At 65.8% G+C, this 17,033-nt stretch carries 11 protein-coding genes; 7 read left to right on the top strand and 4 right to left on the bottom strand.

Going from position 1 to position 17,033, the window contains the following annotated elements; translation table 11 throughout:
• Positions 1–370 precede the first annotated feature (370 nt).
• From ACVWZT_RS21400 to ACVWZT_RS21385, 4 genes are all read left to right on the top strand, one after another.
• The gene (locus ACVWZT_RS21400; RefSeq protein ID WP_457471242.1) at positions 371–3,763 is read left to right on the top strand and encodes an Ig-like domain-containing protein; all 3,393 of its coding nucleotides are present in this window, start codon (positions 371–373) and stop codon (positions 3,761–3,763) included.
• A gap of 37 nt (positions 3,764–3,800) precedes the next feature.
• The gene (locus ACVWZT_RS21395) at positions 3,801–4,784 is read left to right on the top strand and encodes an SCO family protein (protein WP_457471241.1); all 984 of its coding nucleotides are present in this window, start codon (positions 3,801–3,803) and stop codon (positions 4,782–4,784) included.
• Between the two features lie 81 nt (positions 4,785–4,865).
• Entirely contained in the window at positions 4,866–7,190 is a 2,325-nt protein-coding gene (locus ACVWZT_RS21390; protein ID WP_457471240.1) for a putative bifunctional diguanylate cyclase/phosphodiesterase, read from the top strand.
• 76 nt (positions 7,191–7,266) lie between these two features.
• Positions 7,267–8,217 carry a site-specific integrase gene (locus tag ACVWZT_RS21385; protein WP_457471238.1) on the top strand — a complete coding sequence of 317 codons (951 nt, stop codon included), beginning with the start codon at positions 7,267–7,269 and terminating at the stop codon, positions 8,215–8,217.
• Positions 8,218–8,277: 60 nt separating this feature from the next.
• On the opposite strand, the gene ACVWZT_RS21380 is transcribed toward ACVWZT_RS21385, so the two are convergent.
• Entirely contained in the window at positions 8,278–9,417 is a 1,140-nt protein-coding gene (locus tag ACVWZT_RS21380; protein ID WP_457471236.1) for a glycerate kinase, read from the bottom strand.
• Between the two features lie 142 nt (positions 9,418–9,559).
• Positions 9,560–10,657 carry a sugar diacid recognition domain-containing protein gene (locus ACVWZT_RS21375; protein ID WP_457471235.1) on the bottom strand — a complete coding sequence of 366 codons (1,098 nt, stop codon included), beginning with the start codon at positions 10,655–10,657 and terminating at the stop codon, positions 9,560–9,562.
• A gap of 163 nt (positions 10,658–10,820) precedes the next feature.
• On the opposite strand from ACVWZT_RS21375, the gene ACVWZT_RS21370 reads away from it, so the two are divergent.
• The 3 genes from ACVWZT_RS21370 to ACVWZT_RS21360 all read left to right on the top strand — a co-directional run bounded on the left by ACVWZT_RS21370 (position 10,821) and on the right by ACVWZT_RS21360 (position 14,984).
• Entirely contained in the window at positions 10,821–12,149 is a 1,329-nt protein-coding gene (locus ACVWZT_RS21370) for an MFS transporter (protein ID WP_457471233.1), read from the top strand.
• 232 nt (positions 12,150–12,381) lie between these two features.
• Entirely contained in the window at positions 12,382–13,902 is a 1,521-nt protein-coding gene (locus ACVWZT_RS21365; RefSeq protein ID WP_457471232.1) for an FAD-dependent oxidoreductase, read from the top strand.
• A 71-nt stretch (positions 13,903–13,973) separates the two neighbouring features.
• The gene (locus ACVWZT_RS21360; protein WP_457471231.1) at positions 13,974–14,984 is read left to right on the top strand and encodes an aldo/keto reductase; all 1,011 of its coding nucleotides are present in this window, start codon (positions 13,974–13,976) and stop codon (positions 14,982–14,984) included.
• A 58-nt stretch (positions 14,985–15,042) separates the two neighbouring features.
• Here ACVWZT_RS21360 and ACVWZT_RS21355 read toward each other — a convergent pair whose 3' ends face one another.
• Positions 15,043–16,113 (bottom strand): metal-dependent hydrolase, encoded by a 1,071-nt coding sequence (locus tag ACVWZT_RS21355; RefSeq protein WP_457471230.1) that lies wholly within the window; start codon positions 16,111–16,113, stop codon positions 15,043–15,045.
• 155 nt (positions 16,114–16,268) lie between these two features.
• Positions 16,269–17,030 (bottom strand): 1,6-dihydroxycyclohexa-2,4-diene-1-carboxylate dehydrogenase, encoded by a 762-nt coding sequence (locus ACVWZT_RS21350; protein WP_296233492.1) that lies wholly within the window; start codon positions 17,028–17,030, stop codon positions 16,269–16,271.
• Positions 17,031–17,033 lie beyond the last annotated feature (3 nt).

The following is a 17,033-nucleotide window of genomic DNA, read 5'->3' as shown; positions in this document are numbered from 1 at the left end:
CCCGGAGCAGGCGCGTCGCACTACAAGCGATGTGCAATGTGCACATTGAAGCGCAGAACATGGGAATTGGAAGTGTGCCGCGTGACTTCATTTGAGGCGCAAGCGCACCAAAGCAGGACGGGGTTGTGTCGTTGCCGCCCAGCGAGACATGGCGTCTGGAAGCAGTCAGGCGCCATGCCCCAGACGTTGGGTAATGGGTGACCCGCGAGTGGGGGGCTATCCCCGTTTTTGACGCCGTGGCTGGTCACGCGCCCTGGACGCCGCAACGGCCTGATTGCCAAGCGGTTATGTTCCTGGCACTTGGCACAAGCGTTGCTCGGGCCGTGGTAACCAGCAAAACGCCACGAAGCCGTGAGCGAGGCACAAGCCAATGAAAACACCTGTCGCGACCCGCCCTTCCAGGCATGTATTCCCGCTCTCCTCCGTCACTGCGCTGATGCTCGGCCTCGGGTTGGCCACGGCGGTAGGCGCCCCCATGGATGACAACAGCATGCCCCCGCCGACCGACCCGTCGGCCTATACCGACCAGCCAGCCGATCCGACCCAGGCCTTGCTCGACCTCTACAGCATGCCAGAGGGCAACCAGGGCTCGCTCGAGTTGGCCAATGGCGCGTACGGCGATCGCAACACGGTGCTCGCCAACAATGTATTGCCACCGACCCTGCAAACTGCCAACAAGTACCCCACCAACGGCAAACCCAGCCCCTTGTTCGGGGCGCTGCCGTTTACCCAGCAGTTGCTCCTGTTCGAAGAGTTCGGCACGGAAAAACTCGACCCCACGCTGCCGCCTGCGCCCCTGACCTTCCCTGTACCCACCCTGGGTGCCGCACCGGCGCAGGACCCGGACGTGGTCGCCCGTAGCGGCCCCAGCGGCAGCGCACTGGAAGCCTTCCTCAAGCAACCGGGCCTGTACCCGTTTCCGACCCAGTATTCCAACGTGCTCGACCGCAACCCGTGGAAGGCGCAGATCGAGATGTTTCTCAACCGGCACCCTGTCGGCTCGCCGGCCGAAGGCCGGCCACCAGGAAAAGGCTGGTCGCACCAGCGCTGGAACGAGTTCTATCCGCAGGCGGGGTTCAAGACCGCCCAGGCTGGTGCGCGCATCAACCTCGGGTTGCGCGACCGTAAACAGTTGCACAACTATGCCGTTGGCGAGTTCGCCCCGGGCGGCCTGTATTACCAGACCTCCGAAATCCCGAACACGCAGGGTACCACCCGCGGCATCGACACCCGCTTCCACCCGAAAATGCCGCTGCAGAACCACAAGTCGGTGTGGACCTTCGACGGTACGTTCCCGCCCAAATTGCTGATGGTGCGCTACGGCCAGCCAATCCTGATGCGCCACTACAATGCCTTGCCCATCGACCCTGCAGCGAACAACGGGTTTGGCCTGCACACCATTTCCACCCACGAGCACAACGGCCACTCACCCGCTGAAAGTGACGGTTTTGCCAACGCGTACTTCTTCCCGGGCCAGTACTACGACTACCGTTGGCCGTTGCAGCTGGCCGGGTATGACACCATCAACACCCGCGCCCAGGACCCACGGGCGGCGTTCCCCTGCTCGCCGGGCGACACCCTGTTTGTCAACGATGCCAGCCCAGGCCTGAAAACCTGCCAGAACGGCAGCATCAAGATTCGCGGTGACTGGCGCGAAACCATGAGTACCCACTGGTTCCACGACCACATGATGGATTTCACGGCGCAGAACGTCTACAAGGGCAACGCCGTGATGATGAACTACTACAGTGCCCTGGACCGTGGCAACGAAGCCTTGCAGGATGGCGTGAACCTGCGCTTCCCCAGCGGTTCCGGCATGCCATGGGGTAACCGCGACTACGACGTCAACCTGATGATCGCCGACAAGGCCTGGGATGCCAAAGGCCAGCTGTGGTTCAACCCGTTCAACACCGACGGTTTCCTTGGCGACCAGATCCTGGTCAACTGGCAGTTCCGGCCCACCCTCAAGGTACGTGCGCGCAGCTATCGCTTCCGTATCCTCAACGGCTCGGTGTCGCGCTACTTCAAGTTTGCCGTGGTTCGCGAAATCGCCGGCACCAGTGGCGAATTCAAAGGCCCGGTCGGCTCCAACGTGTCGTATGCACGGGTGCCGTTCCACATGATCGCCAATGACGGCAACATCATGGAACATGCTGTGCCGTTCGACGGCAGCATGGACCTCAACGGCGACGGCAACCTGCAGGACAACAACGGCATCCTGCCGCTGCAGGCCATCGCCGAGCGCTACGACATCATCATCAACTTCGCCAGGAACGGCATCAAGGTCGGCGACAAGCTGTACTTCGTCAATCTCCAGGAGCACCAGAGCGGCAAAGGCCCGGAAGGCGCCATTGCGCTGGCCGACGTGCTGTCGGAAAAGTACAAGGCGGTGATCAAGCAGACCAGCCAAGGCCCGCAGTGGGACAACGGCGACCCGGCGATCGGCAAATTCCTGCAGCTGGTGGTTCAGCCCTACAGCGGCCAGGACCTGAGCATGAACCCGGCGGCCTACGAGCCGGCCAAGCCAGGCAAGGCTGCGGGCATGAAGATGCTGCCGCTGACGATTGACCGCAACTCGGCTACCGACCTGGCCAAGCTCAAGGATGCCCGCCACCGCGAATTCATCTTCGGGCGCTCCGACGGTACCGACAGCAAGCCCTGGACGATCAAGAGCGAAGGCGGCTTCGGCTACAGCATGGACCCCCGCCGCATAACTGCTGCGCCGCAACTGGCCAACCAGTCCACCGATGCTGGTTTCAGCGGCGACGGCACCCTGGAAGTGTGGAAAATCATCAACGGCGGCAATGGCTGGAGCCACCCGGTGCATGTGCACTTCGAGGAAGGCGTGATTCTCAGCCGCGACGGCAAGGCCCCGCCAGAGTGGGAAAAATGGGCCCGCAAGGACGTGTACCGCATCGGCCCGGAGGCCGACTCGTCAGAGGAAGTGGAAATGGCCATCCGCTTCCGCGAGTTTGCCGGTACCTACCTGGAGCATTGCCACAATACCCAGCATGAGGACACCTCGATGCTGCTGCGCTGGGACCTCGAGCACCCGGGCCAGTTCCAGGTCATGCCGACACCTTTACCGGGCTGGGACGGCGTGGAATACGTGGCTTCGGTTGGCCTGCCAACCTTCCGCACCAACAACACGGGCGACGACGATCCGGACAACAAACCGCCGGTTGCAGCCAACGACAGCGCCGCGACCACTGCCGGCAAGCCGCTGACCCTGAGCGTGCTGGCCAACGACACCGACCCGGAAAACAACCTGCCGTTGACAGTTGTCGGCCTCAGCCAGCCGGACTCCGGCCAGGGCAGTACCAGTACCGATGCCACCAAGGTGGTGTACACCCCACCGGCCAGCGTGACGACGCCGTTCACCGCCCGTTTCAACTACACGGCCCGCGACGCCAAGGGTGCCGAATCCGTGGCCCCGGCCACGGTCAGCATCGCGGTCAGCCCGGCTGCGGTGATGGACCAGATCCAGGTGACCAGCGCTACGGTGCAGGTGCTCAGCGCCAACCAGTTTACCTGGGAGGTCACCGGGACCACCACGGTGGCTGCAGGCAACAGCATCAGCGTGACCGCAGCCACCACCGCCGGCCCGTTGAACCTGGGCGTCGCCAGCATGACGGCCAGCGGCAGCGGGGCCACCTGGCGGTTGCTGGTGACCACCAGTGGCTATGGCCCGGCCACGCCAGCGACGGTGACCGTGAAGTCGACACTCGGGCAGAGTGTGACAGCGCCGGTCAGGTACAAGTGATTTGCAGCCGGGCTACCGGTAACCGGAGGACCGTATCATGTCCGGCACATGGCGCATTCTGCTCGTGCTCTCGCTGTTCGCGGCCAGCATTCCCTTCTGGCCGCTACAGCCGCAACAGCCCAACGCAGCACAAACTGCATCGCCCTGGGGGGCCGACTATTTCCCCAACATTCCGTTGCTGACCCAGGACGGCGAGAAAGTGTATTTCTTCGACGACCTGATCAAGGACAAAGTGGTCGCCATCAATTTCATCTTTACCGGCTGCTCCGACTCCTGCCCGGTCGAAACCGCACGCCTGCGCCAGGTGCAGAAGATCCTCGGTGACCGGGTGGGCCAGGACATCTTTTTCTACTCCATCAGCATCGACCCCTTCAACGACACCCCCGCTACCCTCAAGCGCTACGCCGAAAAGTTCGGCATCGGCCCCGGCTGGACGCTGCTCACCGGCGAACCGGCCGACATCGAACAATTGCGCCGCAGCCTGGGCCTGTATATCGAAGGCCTGGAAAACGGCCGCTCCAAGGATCACAACCTGAGCCTGATCATTGGCAACCAGGCCAGTGGCCGCTGGATGAAGGCTTCGCCTTTTGAAAGCCCGTACATCCTCGCTGACCGCCTGGGCAACAGCCTGCACAACTGGAAGCAGGCCATCGCCAAGCCGCTGGACTACGCCCAGGCGCCGGAGATTCGCCCGCTCAGCAGTGGCGAGCAGTTGTTCCGTACGCGTTGCTCGTCCTGCCATACCTTGGGTAACAGCGAGCCGGGGCAGCGCGGAATCGGCCCCGACCTGCTGGGCGTTACCCGCCAGCGTGACGCCGAATGGCTGGCCCGCTGGCTCAAGGAGCCCGACCAGATGCTGGCGCAGAAAGACCCCCTGGCCATGCTGCTGTATGAACAGTACAACCGCCTGGCCATGCCCAACCTGCGCCTCAGCGATGGCGAAGTCGGTGCGTTGATGCGTTACATGGAGGAGGAAACCGCGCGCCTGCAGGCTCCACTGGCGGATAAGGGAACTCCTTAAAGGCTATTGGCCATCAGTCATGAAGTTGTCACCTTACTGTCGTATTTTCAGGCCATTACCCAGGGTCGGGAACTGTCAGCAGTGATTCGCCGTTCGCTTTCCTCCGCCAGCCTACTGCGGCTGCTGATTCTCATGCTCTGCGCCGCAACCTTGGCCTTTCTCTGGGGGTTGCACCTTGCACAGAAGGCTAGCGCAAGGCAGGACGCCTTGGCGGCCAAGGCTGCCGAGCACCTGAACCTGGCCAGCCTCGTTGGCGAAAGCCTGCGCCAGCTGGTCGACCGCGCCCAGGCTGTTGCTCGGGCCACCCAGGACGACATGAAGACGCTGCGCCTGGGCAATTCAGGCCTGGCGAAGCGGCTTGGCGAAGACCCGGTATTCGAGCGCATGGGCCTGTACGACCGCCAAGGCCGGCTGCTATCGGCCAGCCATGCCGACGTCGCCGCCGAGCTGCCCCAAGGCTGGTTGCAGCAGCTGCAACAACACGTCGCCGAGCACGGTTTCAAGCCGCTCCTGCCCAGCGTGCAGGCCCCCAGCCAGCCGGCCACCGCGCCCGACTGGCGGCTTTCCTTCGTGCTGCCGCTGACCAACCTGCAAGGTGATGCAATCGACACCATCCTGGTGGTGCAGCTGGACAGCGGCTACCTGGCGCGGCTGCTGCAGCACATCGACCTGAGCGGCAGCGGGCTGGTGCGCCTGCTGCAGGGCGATGGCCTGGAGCGGCTGCGCATCGACACCAGTGGCGTGATCGTGCCCGATGACGCGCTGCAGCCAGGGCTGCCAGGTAACACCAGCGAGGCCGGCATGCTCACCCAATACGCGACCGGCGTCCCGTACCAGAGCCTGTTCCGGCGCGTACCCGAGCGGGGTTTCAGCATCGTGGTCAGCCAGCGCCAGGACGAGATCCTGGCGCCTGCCACGCGGGCCGACGCCCGGCAGTTCTGGCTCACCCTGGGCATGACCCTGATGATTCTCGCCAGCCTGCTGTGGACCTTGCGCCTGCTGCGCAAGCGCCAGGAGGCCTTCAGTGCGCTGGAGCAAGCCCAGCAGGTCAACCGGCAACTGATCGAGCGCCTCGAGGACGAGCACCGGCGCAGCAGCCACGCCGCCGCCACCGACCACCTCAGTGGCTTGCACAACCGCCGCCAGTTCGTCGAGGTGGCCGGTCAGGTGCTGACTCGTCAGCGCGGCAGGCGCCGGCTGATGGCGATTCTGTTCATCGACATGGACCGTTTCAAATCGATCAACGACTCGCTGGGGCACAAGGTCGGTGACCTGCTGCTGCAAGCCGTGGCCGGGCGCATCCAGCGCCTGCTGGAGCCTGGCGACGAAGCGTCGCGCTTTGGTGGCGACGAGTTCGTGGTGCTGCTGGCCGGCGAACGCAGTGAAGCGCAGATCAATGCCTGGGTTCGTGAACTGGTGCAGAAACTCTCGGCCACTTACGCCCTGGATGGCCAGGAGGTCAATACCAGCCCCAGCGTTGGCGTCAGCATCTGCCCGCGCGATGGCCAGGACATCGACAGCCTGATCCGTAGCGCCGACGCGGCGATGTACTCGGCAAAGCAGGCCGGGCGCGCCCAGTACCGCTTTTTCGACCCGTCACTGAACCTGGCCGATATCCAGGCCTTCACCCTGGAACAGGCCTTTGGCAGCGCTTTGGCCGAGCGCCAGTTCGTGCTGCACTACCAACCGCAGATTCGTCTCGACACCCAGCAGGTGCTGGGCTACGAAGCGTTGGTGCGCTGGGACCACCCCGAGTTCGGCCTGCTCTACCCGGACCGCTTCATCGGCCTGGCCGAGCGCAGCGGTTTCATTGTCGAGCTGGGCTGGGAGGTGCTGCGCCTGGCCTGCGAAGCCTTGGCAGGTTGGGCCGCGCGCGGCGGCGAGACGCGGCTGGCGGTGAACGTATCCGCCCTGCAACTGCGTCAGGCGGGCTTTGCGGCCCAGCTGCTGGACCAGTTGCAGCAGTACGGCATCGCCCCACAGCGGCTGGAGCTGGAAATTACCGAAACCACCATTCTCGACCCCGAAGGCACGGCAGTGGCGCACCTGCACTGCCTGCGCAGTGCCGGCCTCGGTATCAGCCTGGACGACTTCGGCCGTGGTTATGCCGGCTTTGCCCACCTGCACACGCTACCGTTGAGCAAGCTGAAGATCGACCGCTCGCTGATCGCGCCGCTGTCCAACAGCCATGACGACAGCCCGATCGTGTCCTCTACCATCATCCTCGCCAAGCGCCTGGGCCTGGAGGTGGTGGCCGAGGGTGTGGAAACCCGTGAACAGGTGGTGTGCCTGAAGCTGGCCGGCTGCGATATTGCCCAGGGCTACCACTTCAGTCGGCCGTTGTCGCCAACGCAGCTGCGTGACTACCCGCCGTTCAAGCGCAGCGGGGCCCAGGCTTGCGTGTGATGCCGGTGCCTGCAGCGCAGGACAGGCACGGCGTTTCGGTTTATCGTGGTGTCCATCGCCAACCGACCCTCGCACCATGACCGACATCGAGCGCTACCTGCGCGCCGCCACCCGTGACAACACCCGGCGCAGCTACCAGGCCGCCATCGAGCACTTCGAAACCCACTGGGGCGGCTTCCTCCCGGCCACGGCCGAGACCATCGCCCGTTATCTGGCCGACCACGCCGAACAGCATGCCGTCAGCACCCTGCGCCAACGGCTCGCCGCGCTCAGCCAGTGGCACGTTGCCCAAGGCTTCCCCGACCCGACCAAGGCCCCATTGGTACGCCAGGTGCTGCGCGGCATCCGCTCCTTGCACCCGAACCCGCCCAGGCAGGCCGCGCCGTTGTTGCTGCAGCACCTGCAAAGCGCCGTGCAGTACTTCGAAGCGGAGGCCCACCAGGCCCGGGAACGGCATGACCTGGCCGCCCTGCGTCGGGCCCGCCGCGACGCGGCCTTGCTGTTGCTGGGCTTCTGGCGCGGTTTTCGTGGCGATGAACTGGCGCGGCTGCGCGTCGAGCACATCCAGGCCCAGGCCGGTGTCGGCATCACCCTGTTCCTGCCGCGCAGCAAGGGCGACCGGGAAGCGCTGGGCGTGCAACACCGCACCCCGGCGCTGAAGGCACTGTGCCCGGTGACGGCCTATCTGCAATGGCTGGAGGTGGCCGGCATCGCCCACGGGCCGGTGTTCCGCAAGCTCGACCGCTGGGGCAACCTGAGCGAAACCGCACTCAACAGCAACAGCCTGGTCGGCCTGCTGCGGCGCATGCTTGAACGCGCCGGAGTGCCGGCGGCGCTGTACACCGGTCATTCGTTGCGCCGTGGCTTCGCCACCTGGGCAACGGCCAACGGCTGGGAACTGAAAGCGTTGATGAGCTACGTGGGCTGGAAGGACGCCAAGTCAGCCTTGCGCTACATCGACGCGGCGCAGCGCTTTGGCGAGCTGGCCGTGCTTCCGGCCAGCCAGGCCCAGACGCTGCTACCCTGAAGTTGCTGGCGACCGCCTTCGCCGGCGCCATGTCGGAGCGAGCGTGCCTGTATCGCGCGGTCAGCTCTGCCTTGCACGGCGCCACAAGCGGCCGATATCACAGGCGCGCGCCCGCAGCAGTTCGGCAGCATCGGCACAGGCCTGCTCCAGGCTCATCGGCCCGCCGGCCAGGGCAAAGGCAGCGTCGACGCCATGGGCGTACAGCTGCTGGTAGCCTTCACCCAAGGTTCCGGCCAGCACCACCACTGGCACCCCATGGCGCTTGGCCAGCCGCGCCACGCCCAGTGGCGTCTTGCCGCGCAGGGTCTGGGCATCGAAACGTCCTTCGCCGGTTATCACCAGGTCAGCGTCCCGCACCAGTTGCTCCAGGCCGGCCAGCTCGGCCACCACTTCCACCCCTGGGCGGAACTGCGCCCCCATGAACGCCCGGGCCGCGAAGCCCATGCCACCGGCCGCGCCACAGCCAGGATAGTCACGCTCGTCCTTGCCCAGCAGTTGCGCACAGTGGTTGGCAAAGTGTCCCAGAGCCTGGTCCAGCGCCTGCACCTGTTGCGGGCTGGCCCCCTTCTGCGGGCCGAAGATCGCCGAAGCGCCGTTGGCGCCACAAAGTGGGTTGTCGACGTCTGCTGCCACTTCGAACTGCACCTCGGCCAGGCGCGGGTCAAGGCCGCTGGCGTCGATGCGAGCCAGCCTGGCCAGGGCCAGGCCGCCCTCTTCCAGTGCCTGCCCGTCAGCGTCCAGCAGGCGCAGCCCCAGCGCCCGCAGCATGCCGCTGCCGGCATCGTTGGTGGCGCTGCCGCCGATAGCCAGCACCACCCGTTGCGCGCCGGCGGCCAGGGCAGCGGCAACCAGTTCGCCGGTGCCCCAGGTGCTGCTGCGGCAGGCATCGCGCTGGCCGGTCGGCACCAGTTGCAGGCCACTGGCCTGGGCCATTTCGATGATTGCCGTACGGCTTTGTGGCAACCAGCCCCAGCCGGCTTCGATGCGTTGCCCCAACGGGCCACGCACGGTCTGCTGGCGCAGTTCGCCATGGCTGGCGGCAAGAATGGCCTGCATGGTCCCTTCGCCACCGTCGGCCATCGGGCACTCGAGCAGCTCGGCTTGCGGCCAGGCTTCGCCCAGGCCCGCGGCGATTGCGCGGGCGACACCGGCGGCGTCGAGGCTGTCCTTGAACGAGTCGGGGGCGATGACGATCTTCATGGGGATTCTCCTGTCCTGATCAGCGGCATGCTGACAGGTGGCCGCCACGCTGGCCTCGGTCGCTTGCACAAAACCTGGGACGGGTTGTTTGGGCAAATGCCTTCGGACCCGGAGCAGGCTTTTTGCCAGGAGCGGCCAGCGGTCAGTCGGCAGGCAGCAACTGCAAACCCAGGTACAAGCTGAGCATACCCTCCATGCGCAGCGGGTCCACTTCAGCCAACTCGGCGATGCGCTCCAGGCGGTAGCGCAGGCTGTTGCGGTGAATGCCCAGCGCGTCGGCACAGGCCTGGCTCTGGCCGTCATGGGCACACCAGGCGCGCAGGGTGGTGAGCAACTGGCCGTTGCCGTCCTTGGCACGGATACGCTGCAGCGGCTCCAGCAATTCAGCCAGCGCATCATCGTTGCGGTGCCGCCACAACAGCGCTGGCAACCGGTAGCGCTGCAGGCTGAGCAGGCGCTCGCCAGGTACCACCTCGCGCCCATAGGCCAGCAGGTCACGCACCCGGCGGTAGCCCCGGCGCAGTTGCTCCAGGCTTTGTGCGGCGCTGCCCAGAGCCAGACGCTCGACCACCCAGCCATGGCGTTCCAGGCGCTCCAGCAGGCGCGGCTCGTCGAGCGCCACCCCGGCGGGGCGGCACCACAGCAACGACTGGCGGGCCGGGCTGACGCACCAGCTGTCCGGGTAGCGGCTGGTCAGCCATGCGGCCAACGCCTCGCCAGGCGCCCCCGATGCCAGTTCGAACAGGCAGGGCACACGTGGCAGCTGGGGTTTGAGCCCCAGCTGCCGGGCTTCGTCAAGCAGCCGGGGCGAGTCACCGCTGCCGCCCAGCAGCAGCGCCAGCAAGTCGTCGCAGCGCTGCCGCCGCCATTGCTGGTCGGCTTGCAAATGACGCTGGGCCAGCAGCATTTCGGCGGTCATGCGCACCAGCTCGCCGTAAGTGCGCAACTGTTGCGGGTCGCCGGTCAAGCCAAGCACGCCCATCAGACGGCCATCGAGCATCAGCGGCAGGTTCACCCCCGGCTGCACGCCCTTCAGGCATTTGGCCGCGTCAGTATCCAGTTCGACGATCCGGCCGTTGGCCAGCACCAGTTGCGCGCCCTCGTGACGGGTGTTGATACGCTCCGGTTCGCCGCTGCCAAGGATCAAGCCCTGGCTGTCCATCACATTGACGTTGCACGGCAGGATGGCCATCGCCCGGTCAACGATATCCTGTGCCAGGTCATGGTCGAGTTCGAACATTCAAGGGTCCTTGCAGTGTTAGGCTTTTGGGCTGGGGCACAGCAGTGCGGCGCAAGCGCTGTGCAAAAGCACAAAGACAGGCACGCCGCCGTCCCCGAGACTCGTCAGGGCGAGCGCCGGAACAGGCGACGCGGCGACAACCATAACAACAGAGAACCCGATCATGGCATACAGCCCCGCCCCTGACCAAGGCACGGACACTCACCGCAATGCGCTGTACCGGCGCATCACCCTGCGGCTGATTCCGTTCATTTTCATCTGCTACCTGTTCAACTACCTGGACCGCGTCAACGTCGGCTTCGCCAAGCTGCAGATGCTCGACGCGCTGCAATTCAGCGAAACGGTGTACGGCCTTGGCGCCGGCATCTTCTTCATCGGCTACGTACTCTGCGGCCTGCCGAGCAACCTGGCGCTCAACCGCTTCGGTCCGCGGCGCTGGATCGCGCTGATGATGATTGCCTGGGGCAGCCTGTCCACCTGCCTGCTGTTCGTTACCACACCTGCCGAGTTCTACGCATTGCGCCTGCTGACCGGCGCCGCCGAAGCCGGCTTTTTCCCCGGCGTGGTGCTGTACCTGTCGCGCTGGTTCCCGGCGGCCCGCCGCGGCCGCATCATGGCCCTGTTCATGTCGGCGATCCCGGTATCCGGCCTGCTCGGCGGGCCGTTCTCGGGCTGGATCCTCGAGCACTTCGCGGCCGGCCAGCACGGCCTGGCCGGCTGGCAATGGATGTTCCTGATCCAGGGCCTGCCAACGGTTGCGCTGGGTGTGCTGGCGGTGTTCCTGCTCAGTGATGGCTACCACAAAGCCAGCTGGCTGAGCCCGGCAGAACGCCAACTGATCGCCGCCGACCTGCAGGCCGACGCCGACCACAAGCCGGGCACCACCGGCGACGGTCTGCTCGCCGTGCTGGGCAACCGGTTGATCTGGACCTTCGGCTTCGTCTACTTCTGCATCCAGAGCGGTGTATACGCGATCAACTTCTGGCTGCCGTCGATCATCAAAAACATGGGCTTCGACAACCCGTTGCTGATCGGCTGGCTCAGTGCCATCCCGTACTTGCTGGCCGGGGTGTTCATGATCCTCTGCGGGCGCTCGGCCGACCTGCGCAACGAACGTCGCTGGCATTTGGTGGTGCCGATGCTGATGGGCGCCACCGGCCTGCTGATCGCGGTGAACTTCGCCAGCAACCCGGCCATCGCCATCCTCGGCCTGTCGATCGCCACCATGGGCGCCCTCACCGGCCTGCCGATGTTCTGGCCGATGCCGACCGCGCTGCTCAGCGCCAGCGCGGCCGTTGCCGGCCTGGCGATCATCAACTCGGTGGGGCAGATGGCCGGCTTCCTCAGCCCATACCTGGTCGGCTTCATCAAGGACCAGACCGGCTCCACCGATGCCGCGCTGTATTCGCTGGCGGCGTTGATCGTGCTCGGTAGCCTGGTGGCCTTGCGCGTGACGCGCGCCGGGGCGCTGGACACAGCACGGGCCAGTTGAACCCTTCTTGGGTAAACCCGCTCCTGCACGGTTTCGAATGCTCGCCGTACCTGTAGGAGCGGCTTCAGCCGGTGCACGCCATCGCGTGCGCTGCCTGCTTCGCGGATAAATCCGCTCCTGCACACGGCTTCGAGCCGACGCCAGCAGTGGCGTGCCTCTCCGATCGTCAGCCCGACGCATCCCTGCTCCAGCCCAGGCGTCAAATGGTTGCAAGGCCCTCAGGAGAACGCCGATGACCCAGCACGCCGTGGCCAGCCTGGCCCAACTTGACGAACACCGCCCCCTGCGCGTGCAGGCCGGCAGCGAAGAGCTCATCCTGATCCGCCAAGGCGACCAGGTGCACGCCTACCAAGGCAGTTGCCCCCATGCAGGCGCTCCGCTCGATGAAGGCGTGGTGTGTGGCGGCCTGCTGGTCTGCCCTTGGCACAAGGCCGCGTTCGCCGTCGACGAAGGCGCGCTGTGCGAGCCGCCGGCCTTGACCGACCTGCGCCGCTACAAGGCCTGGGTCGAAGGCGACCAGGTGTGGGTCGATGACCAGGCCTTGCCCGCCATCGAACCACCCCGGCACAGCGACGCCCGCTGCTTCGTGGTGGTCGGCGCCGGTGCTGCCGGCAGCGCCGCAGTCGCGACCCTGCTGGCGCATGGCTTCGCCGGCCGCCTGGTCTGGATCGACCAGGAACGCCAGCCCGCCTACGACCGTACCTCACTCAGCAAATTCGTGATCGCCGGGCAGATGTCGCCCGACGAAGTGCCCGCCCTGCTCGGCGCCGGCGTCCTGCGCAAGGGCCGGCTGGAACGCAAGCATGGCAAGGTGCGCCTGCTGGACAGCGAGAAGCGCCAGGTGACCCTGGCCGACGGCCAGCAGATCGACTATGACGCCTGCCTGCTGGCCACCGGTGGCAAGGCGCAGCGGCCGGATATCCCGGGCGTCGAGCTGCCCGGGGTGTTCACCCTGCGCTCGCGGGAGGATGCCGCGCGGTTGCTTGACGCTGCCGAGCCCGGCCAGCCGGCGGTTGTCGTCGGCGACGGTTTCATCGGCCTGGAAGCGGCCTCGGCGTTGCGCAAGTATGGCGTGCAGGTGCACCTGGTTACCCGCCATCAGCTGCCCCTGGCCCGCCAGCTGGGTGAACGGATCGGCCGCACTGTTCGCGAGCTGCATGAGCGCAAAGGGGTCGTCTTCCATGGCCCCACCGAAGTCCAGCGCATCGAAGGCCAAGGCAAGGTCGAGGCGGTGTTGCTGGCCAATGGCGAACGCTTGCAGACGCCCCTGGTGCTGCTGGGTACCGGGGTAAGGCCAGCCACCGCGTTCCTTCAGGGTGTGCGGCTGGGTGCCGACAAGTCGCTGCAAGTGGATGCCGAAATGCGTGCCGCAGAGGGCCTGTGGGCTGCGGGCGATATCGCCACCTTCCCGCTCAGCGGGCGCCCGGTGCGTATCGAACACTGGCGCCTGGCCCAGCAGCACGGGGTGATTGCCGCTGCCAACATGCTCGGCGAACAGCGCCGCTACGCCGACGTGCCATTCTTCTGGACCTACCAGCACGGCCGCACCTATGAGGTATTGGGGCATGCGCGGGACTGGAACCGTATCGAATTCGTCGGCGCGCCGGAGCAAGGCGACTTCATCGCCCTGCAATGTGTCGATGAACAGGTCGAGGCGGTCATTGCCAAAGGCTATTCCGATGCCATGGCGACGCTGTCCCAGCGCATGAAGCGCCCCTTGAGCCTGGTGCAGGCTTTGGCCCTGATCGGCTGAGCGATGCCTTTCAATGCGCCCCGCTTGCGTGTAAAACAGCCAGTTCAGCCGACTGCAAAAGGACCACGCGCATGATCTACCGCCGCCTCGGCCATAGTGGCCTGCAGGTTTCCGCCCTGACCTTGGGCAGCATGATGTTCGGCGAACAGACCCGCACCGAGGACGCCTTGCGCATCATCGACAAGGCCTGGGACCAGGGCATCAACTTCATCGACACAGCCGACGTCTACAACGCCGGGCGCTCGGAAGAAATCGTCGGCGAAGCGGTCGCCCGCCAACGCCAGGACTGGATCGTCGCCAGCAAGGTCGGCTTCGGCCCGGCCGATGGCCTGCCCAACCGCAGCGGGCTGTCGCGCAAGCACATCTTCAACGCCCTGCACGCCACCTTGACGCGCATGGACATGGACTACCTGGACATCTACTACCTGCACCGCGAAGACCACCAGGTGCCGCTGGAGGAAAGCGTGCAGGCCATCGGCGACCTGCTGCGCCAGGGCAAGATCCGCTATTGGGGCGTATCCAACTTCCGCGGCTGGCGTATCGCCCAGGTGTGCCACATTGCCGAGCGCCTGGGTGTTCCCAGGCCGGTGATCAGCCAGCCGCTGTACAACATCGTCAATCGCCAGGCAGAAGCCGAGCAACTGACAGCTGCCGCCGCCCATGGCCTGGGCGTGGTGCCGTACAGCCCGCTGGCGCGTGGCGTGCTCAGCGGCAAGTACGCACCGGGCGCCGCACCGGCCACTGGCAGCCGTGCCGGGCGCCAGGACAAGCGCATCATGGAGGTGGAGTGGCGCCAGGAGTCGCTGGCCATTGCCCGACAGATCCAGGCCTATGTGCAGGCAAAGGGCGTGGGCATGGTCGAGTTTGCGATTGCCTGGGTACTGAACAACCGGCTGGTCAGCTCGGCGATCGTCGGGCCGCGGACGGAAGAACAGTGGGATACCTATGGCGGCGCCCTGGCGGTGCAGATCACTGCCGAGGATGAAGCCTTCATCGATTCGCTGGTAACCCCCGGGCATGCGTCGACGCCGGGGTTCAATGATGTGGCGCATTATGTGAGTGGGCGGTTGGCCCGCAGCTGACCCTCCTGTGCTGGCCTCTGCGTGGGTCATGCCCGCGAGGAGGCCAGCCGGGTCCAGCTCAGTGTTCGGCCGTACGGCCCCCCAGGTAACGGTCGGTCCAGGCAGCCAGCGGCAACGGCGGTTGCTGTTCGACGATACGTCGCCAGATCAGCACCAGGTCATCGCCATTGAACATCGACCCCGGCCCGGCGCCCTGCCACAGCGATGGGGCATCGGCAATCCAGCGTCCCCGGCTGTCGCGATGAGCCATGCTGAAGCGGAACGTATAGTTGCCGGGTATCCCCATGCGCAGGTCGGTAACCACCAGCGCATCGCCGACCTGGTCGTAACGCAGCCAGTCATCGGTGAACCAGCGCAAGCGTTGGTGCAAAGGATGGTCGGCGAGCGCTCCGGCCAGTTCAAGGTTACGCGGCAAACGCTGCATTTCCGGAGCCTGCCGGTCGAACATGCTGCTGATGCCTTCGTAGTAACCGCCGTCCGGGGTCTTGGCCAGCACGCGCCAGACCAGGCTGTTGAACGCGATAGGCACCGCACGCACCTCGCTTACGACAATGCCTTGCTGGTCGAGCGCTGCCTCGAAGCGCTGCTCGGCGGCCATGCGCCCGGCCAGGCCGAAACCCAGGTAGGCGGTGCTGAACAGCAGGGCCAGGCTCAGCCACCGCGCCGCCTTGGCCGTCACCCCCCGGATGCTTGCATAGATCACTGCTGCCAGCAGCGGCAGGGTGTAGACCGGGTCGATGATGAATACCGCTGCCCAGCTCAGCGGGGTGGTCTGCAACGGCCAGAACAATTGGGTGCCGTAGACCGTGAAAGCATCCAGCACTGGGTGGGTGACCAGCACCAGCCAGAATGCCAGGAACAGCCTGGGCAAGGTATAGCCTTTGCCGGGCCAGCACCTGCCGACCAGCCAGGCCAGCAACAAGGCCAGCCCGCTGAGCACGAACAGCGAGTGGGAAAAGCCGCGGTGGTAGGTCATCTGCGACACCGGGTCGGCGTAGCGGATGATCACGTCGAGGTCGGGCAGCGTGGCCAGCGCCGCACCATACACTAGCGAACGACGGCCCTGGATGCGGCCAAGCACGGTACCTTGCAGGGCGGCGCCGAGAACGGCTTGGGTGATTGAGTCCAAGGGTGGCATTCCTGAAGGGTCGGTTTGCGAAAGCTACCTCCATCCAGCCGCGAGGCGCAATTCCCCTCTCACAAAACGCGTACACCGGTTTGGTGCAGGAGCGGCCTTGCCGGGTTCCTGTCCAGAACCATTGACGTGTATGCCCGTACAACCGCTCAGCCGAGGTCGCCTCCCCCCACCGGCAACGTCACGCCGGTGATGTACGAGGCCTCGTCGGAAGCGAGGAACAGAATTGCGCCCACCTGCTCGTCGATGCTGCCGTAGCGGTGCATCAGGCTACTGTCGAGGGTCTGTTCGACGATCTGCTGGTACCAGCGCTTTTCCTGCTCGGTCTGTTCGGCGCTGTTGCGCGGCACGCGCCGCGGTGGCGCTTCAGTGCCGCCGGGCGCAGTGGCGTTGACGCGGATGCCGCGACCGGCCGTCTCGAACGCCAGGCAGGCGGTGAGCGCGTTGACGCCGCCCTTGGCTGCCCCGTACGGCACACGGTTGATGCCACGGGTGGCGATCGACGAGACATTGACGATGGCGCCGCTGCCACGCTCGAGCATGTAGGGCAAGGCGGCGTGGCAGCACCACAGCGTGGGGAACAGCGAGCGGCGCACTTCGGCTTCGATCTGCTCCACCTGGTAGTGTTCGAAAGGCTTGGCCCAGATGGTGCCGCCGACGTTGTTTACCAGGATGTCGAGGCGGCCGAAGGCAGCCACCGCGCTGGCCATGACCCGCGCGCAGTCGGCATGCTGTTCGAGGTCGGCAGTGAGGGTGAGCATACCCTCGCCGGCCAGTTCGTGGACCAGCTCGGAGCGGTCTACCGCGACCACTTGCGCGCCTTCGGCCTTGAGCCGCCAGCACACGCCCCGGCCGATGCCCTGGGCGGCGCCGGTGACCAGGGCGACCTTGCCTTGGAATCTGTCGTTCATCTT

The organism is Pseudomonas sp. TE21394, assembly GCF_054057835.1.
Note: the sequence above shows the minus strand (reverse complement) of the source record. Positions and strands in the feature narration are given on the sequence as shown.

Bases quoted from the DNA above. Each gene is read 5' to 3' on its own strand.
- ACVWZT_RS21350 (WP_296233492.1), bottom strand. From the start codon at position 17,030: ATGAACGACAGATTCCAAGGCAAGGTCGCCCTGGTCACCGGCGCCGCC.
- ACVWZT_RS21375 (WP_457471235.1), bottom strand. From the start codon at position 10,657: ATGTTCGAACTCGACCATGACCTGGCACAGGATATCGTTGACCGGGCG.
- ACVWZT_RS21365 (WP_457471232.1), top strand. From the start codon at position 12,382: ATGACCCAGCACGCCGTGGCCAGCCTGGCCCAACTTGACGAACACCGC.
- ACVWZT_RS21400 (WP_457471242.1), top strand. From the start codon at position 371: ATGAAAACACCTGTCGCGACCCGCCCTTCCAGGCATGTATTCCCGCTC.
- ACVWZT_RS21395 (WP_457471241.1), top strand. From the start codon at position 3,801: ATGTCCGGCACATGGCGCATTCTGCTCGTGCTCTCGCTGTTCGCGGCC.
- ACVWZT_RS21370 (WP_457471233.1), top strand. From the start codon at position 10,821: ATGGCATACAGCCCCGCCCCTGACCAAGGCACGGACACTCACCGCAAT.
- ACVWZT_RS21385 (WP_457471238.1), top strand. From the start codon at position 7,267: ATGACCGACATCGAGCGCTACCTGCGCGCCGCCACCCGTGACAACACC.
- ACVWZT_RS21380 (WP_457471236.1), bottom strand. From the start codon at position 9,417: ATGAAGATCGTCATCGCCCCCGACTCGTTCAAGGACAGCCTCGACGCC.
- ACVWZT_RS21360 (WP_457471231.1), top strand. From the start codon at position 13,974: ATGATCTACCGCCGCCTCGGCCATAGTGGCCTGCAGGTTTCCGCCCTG.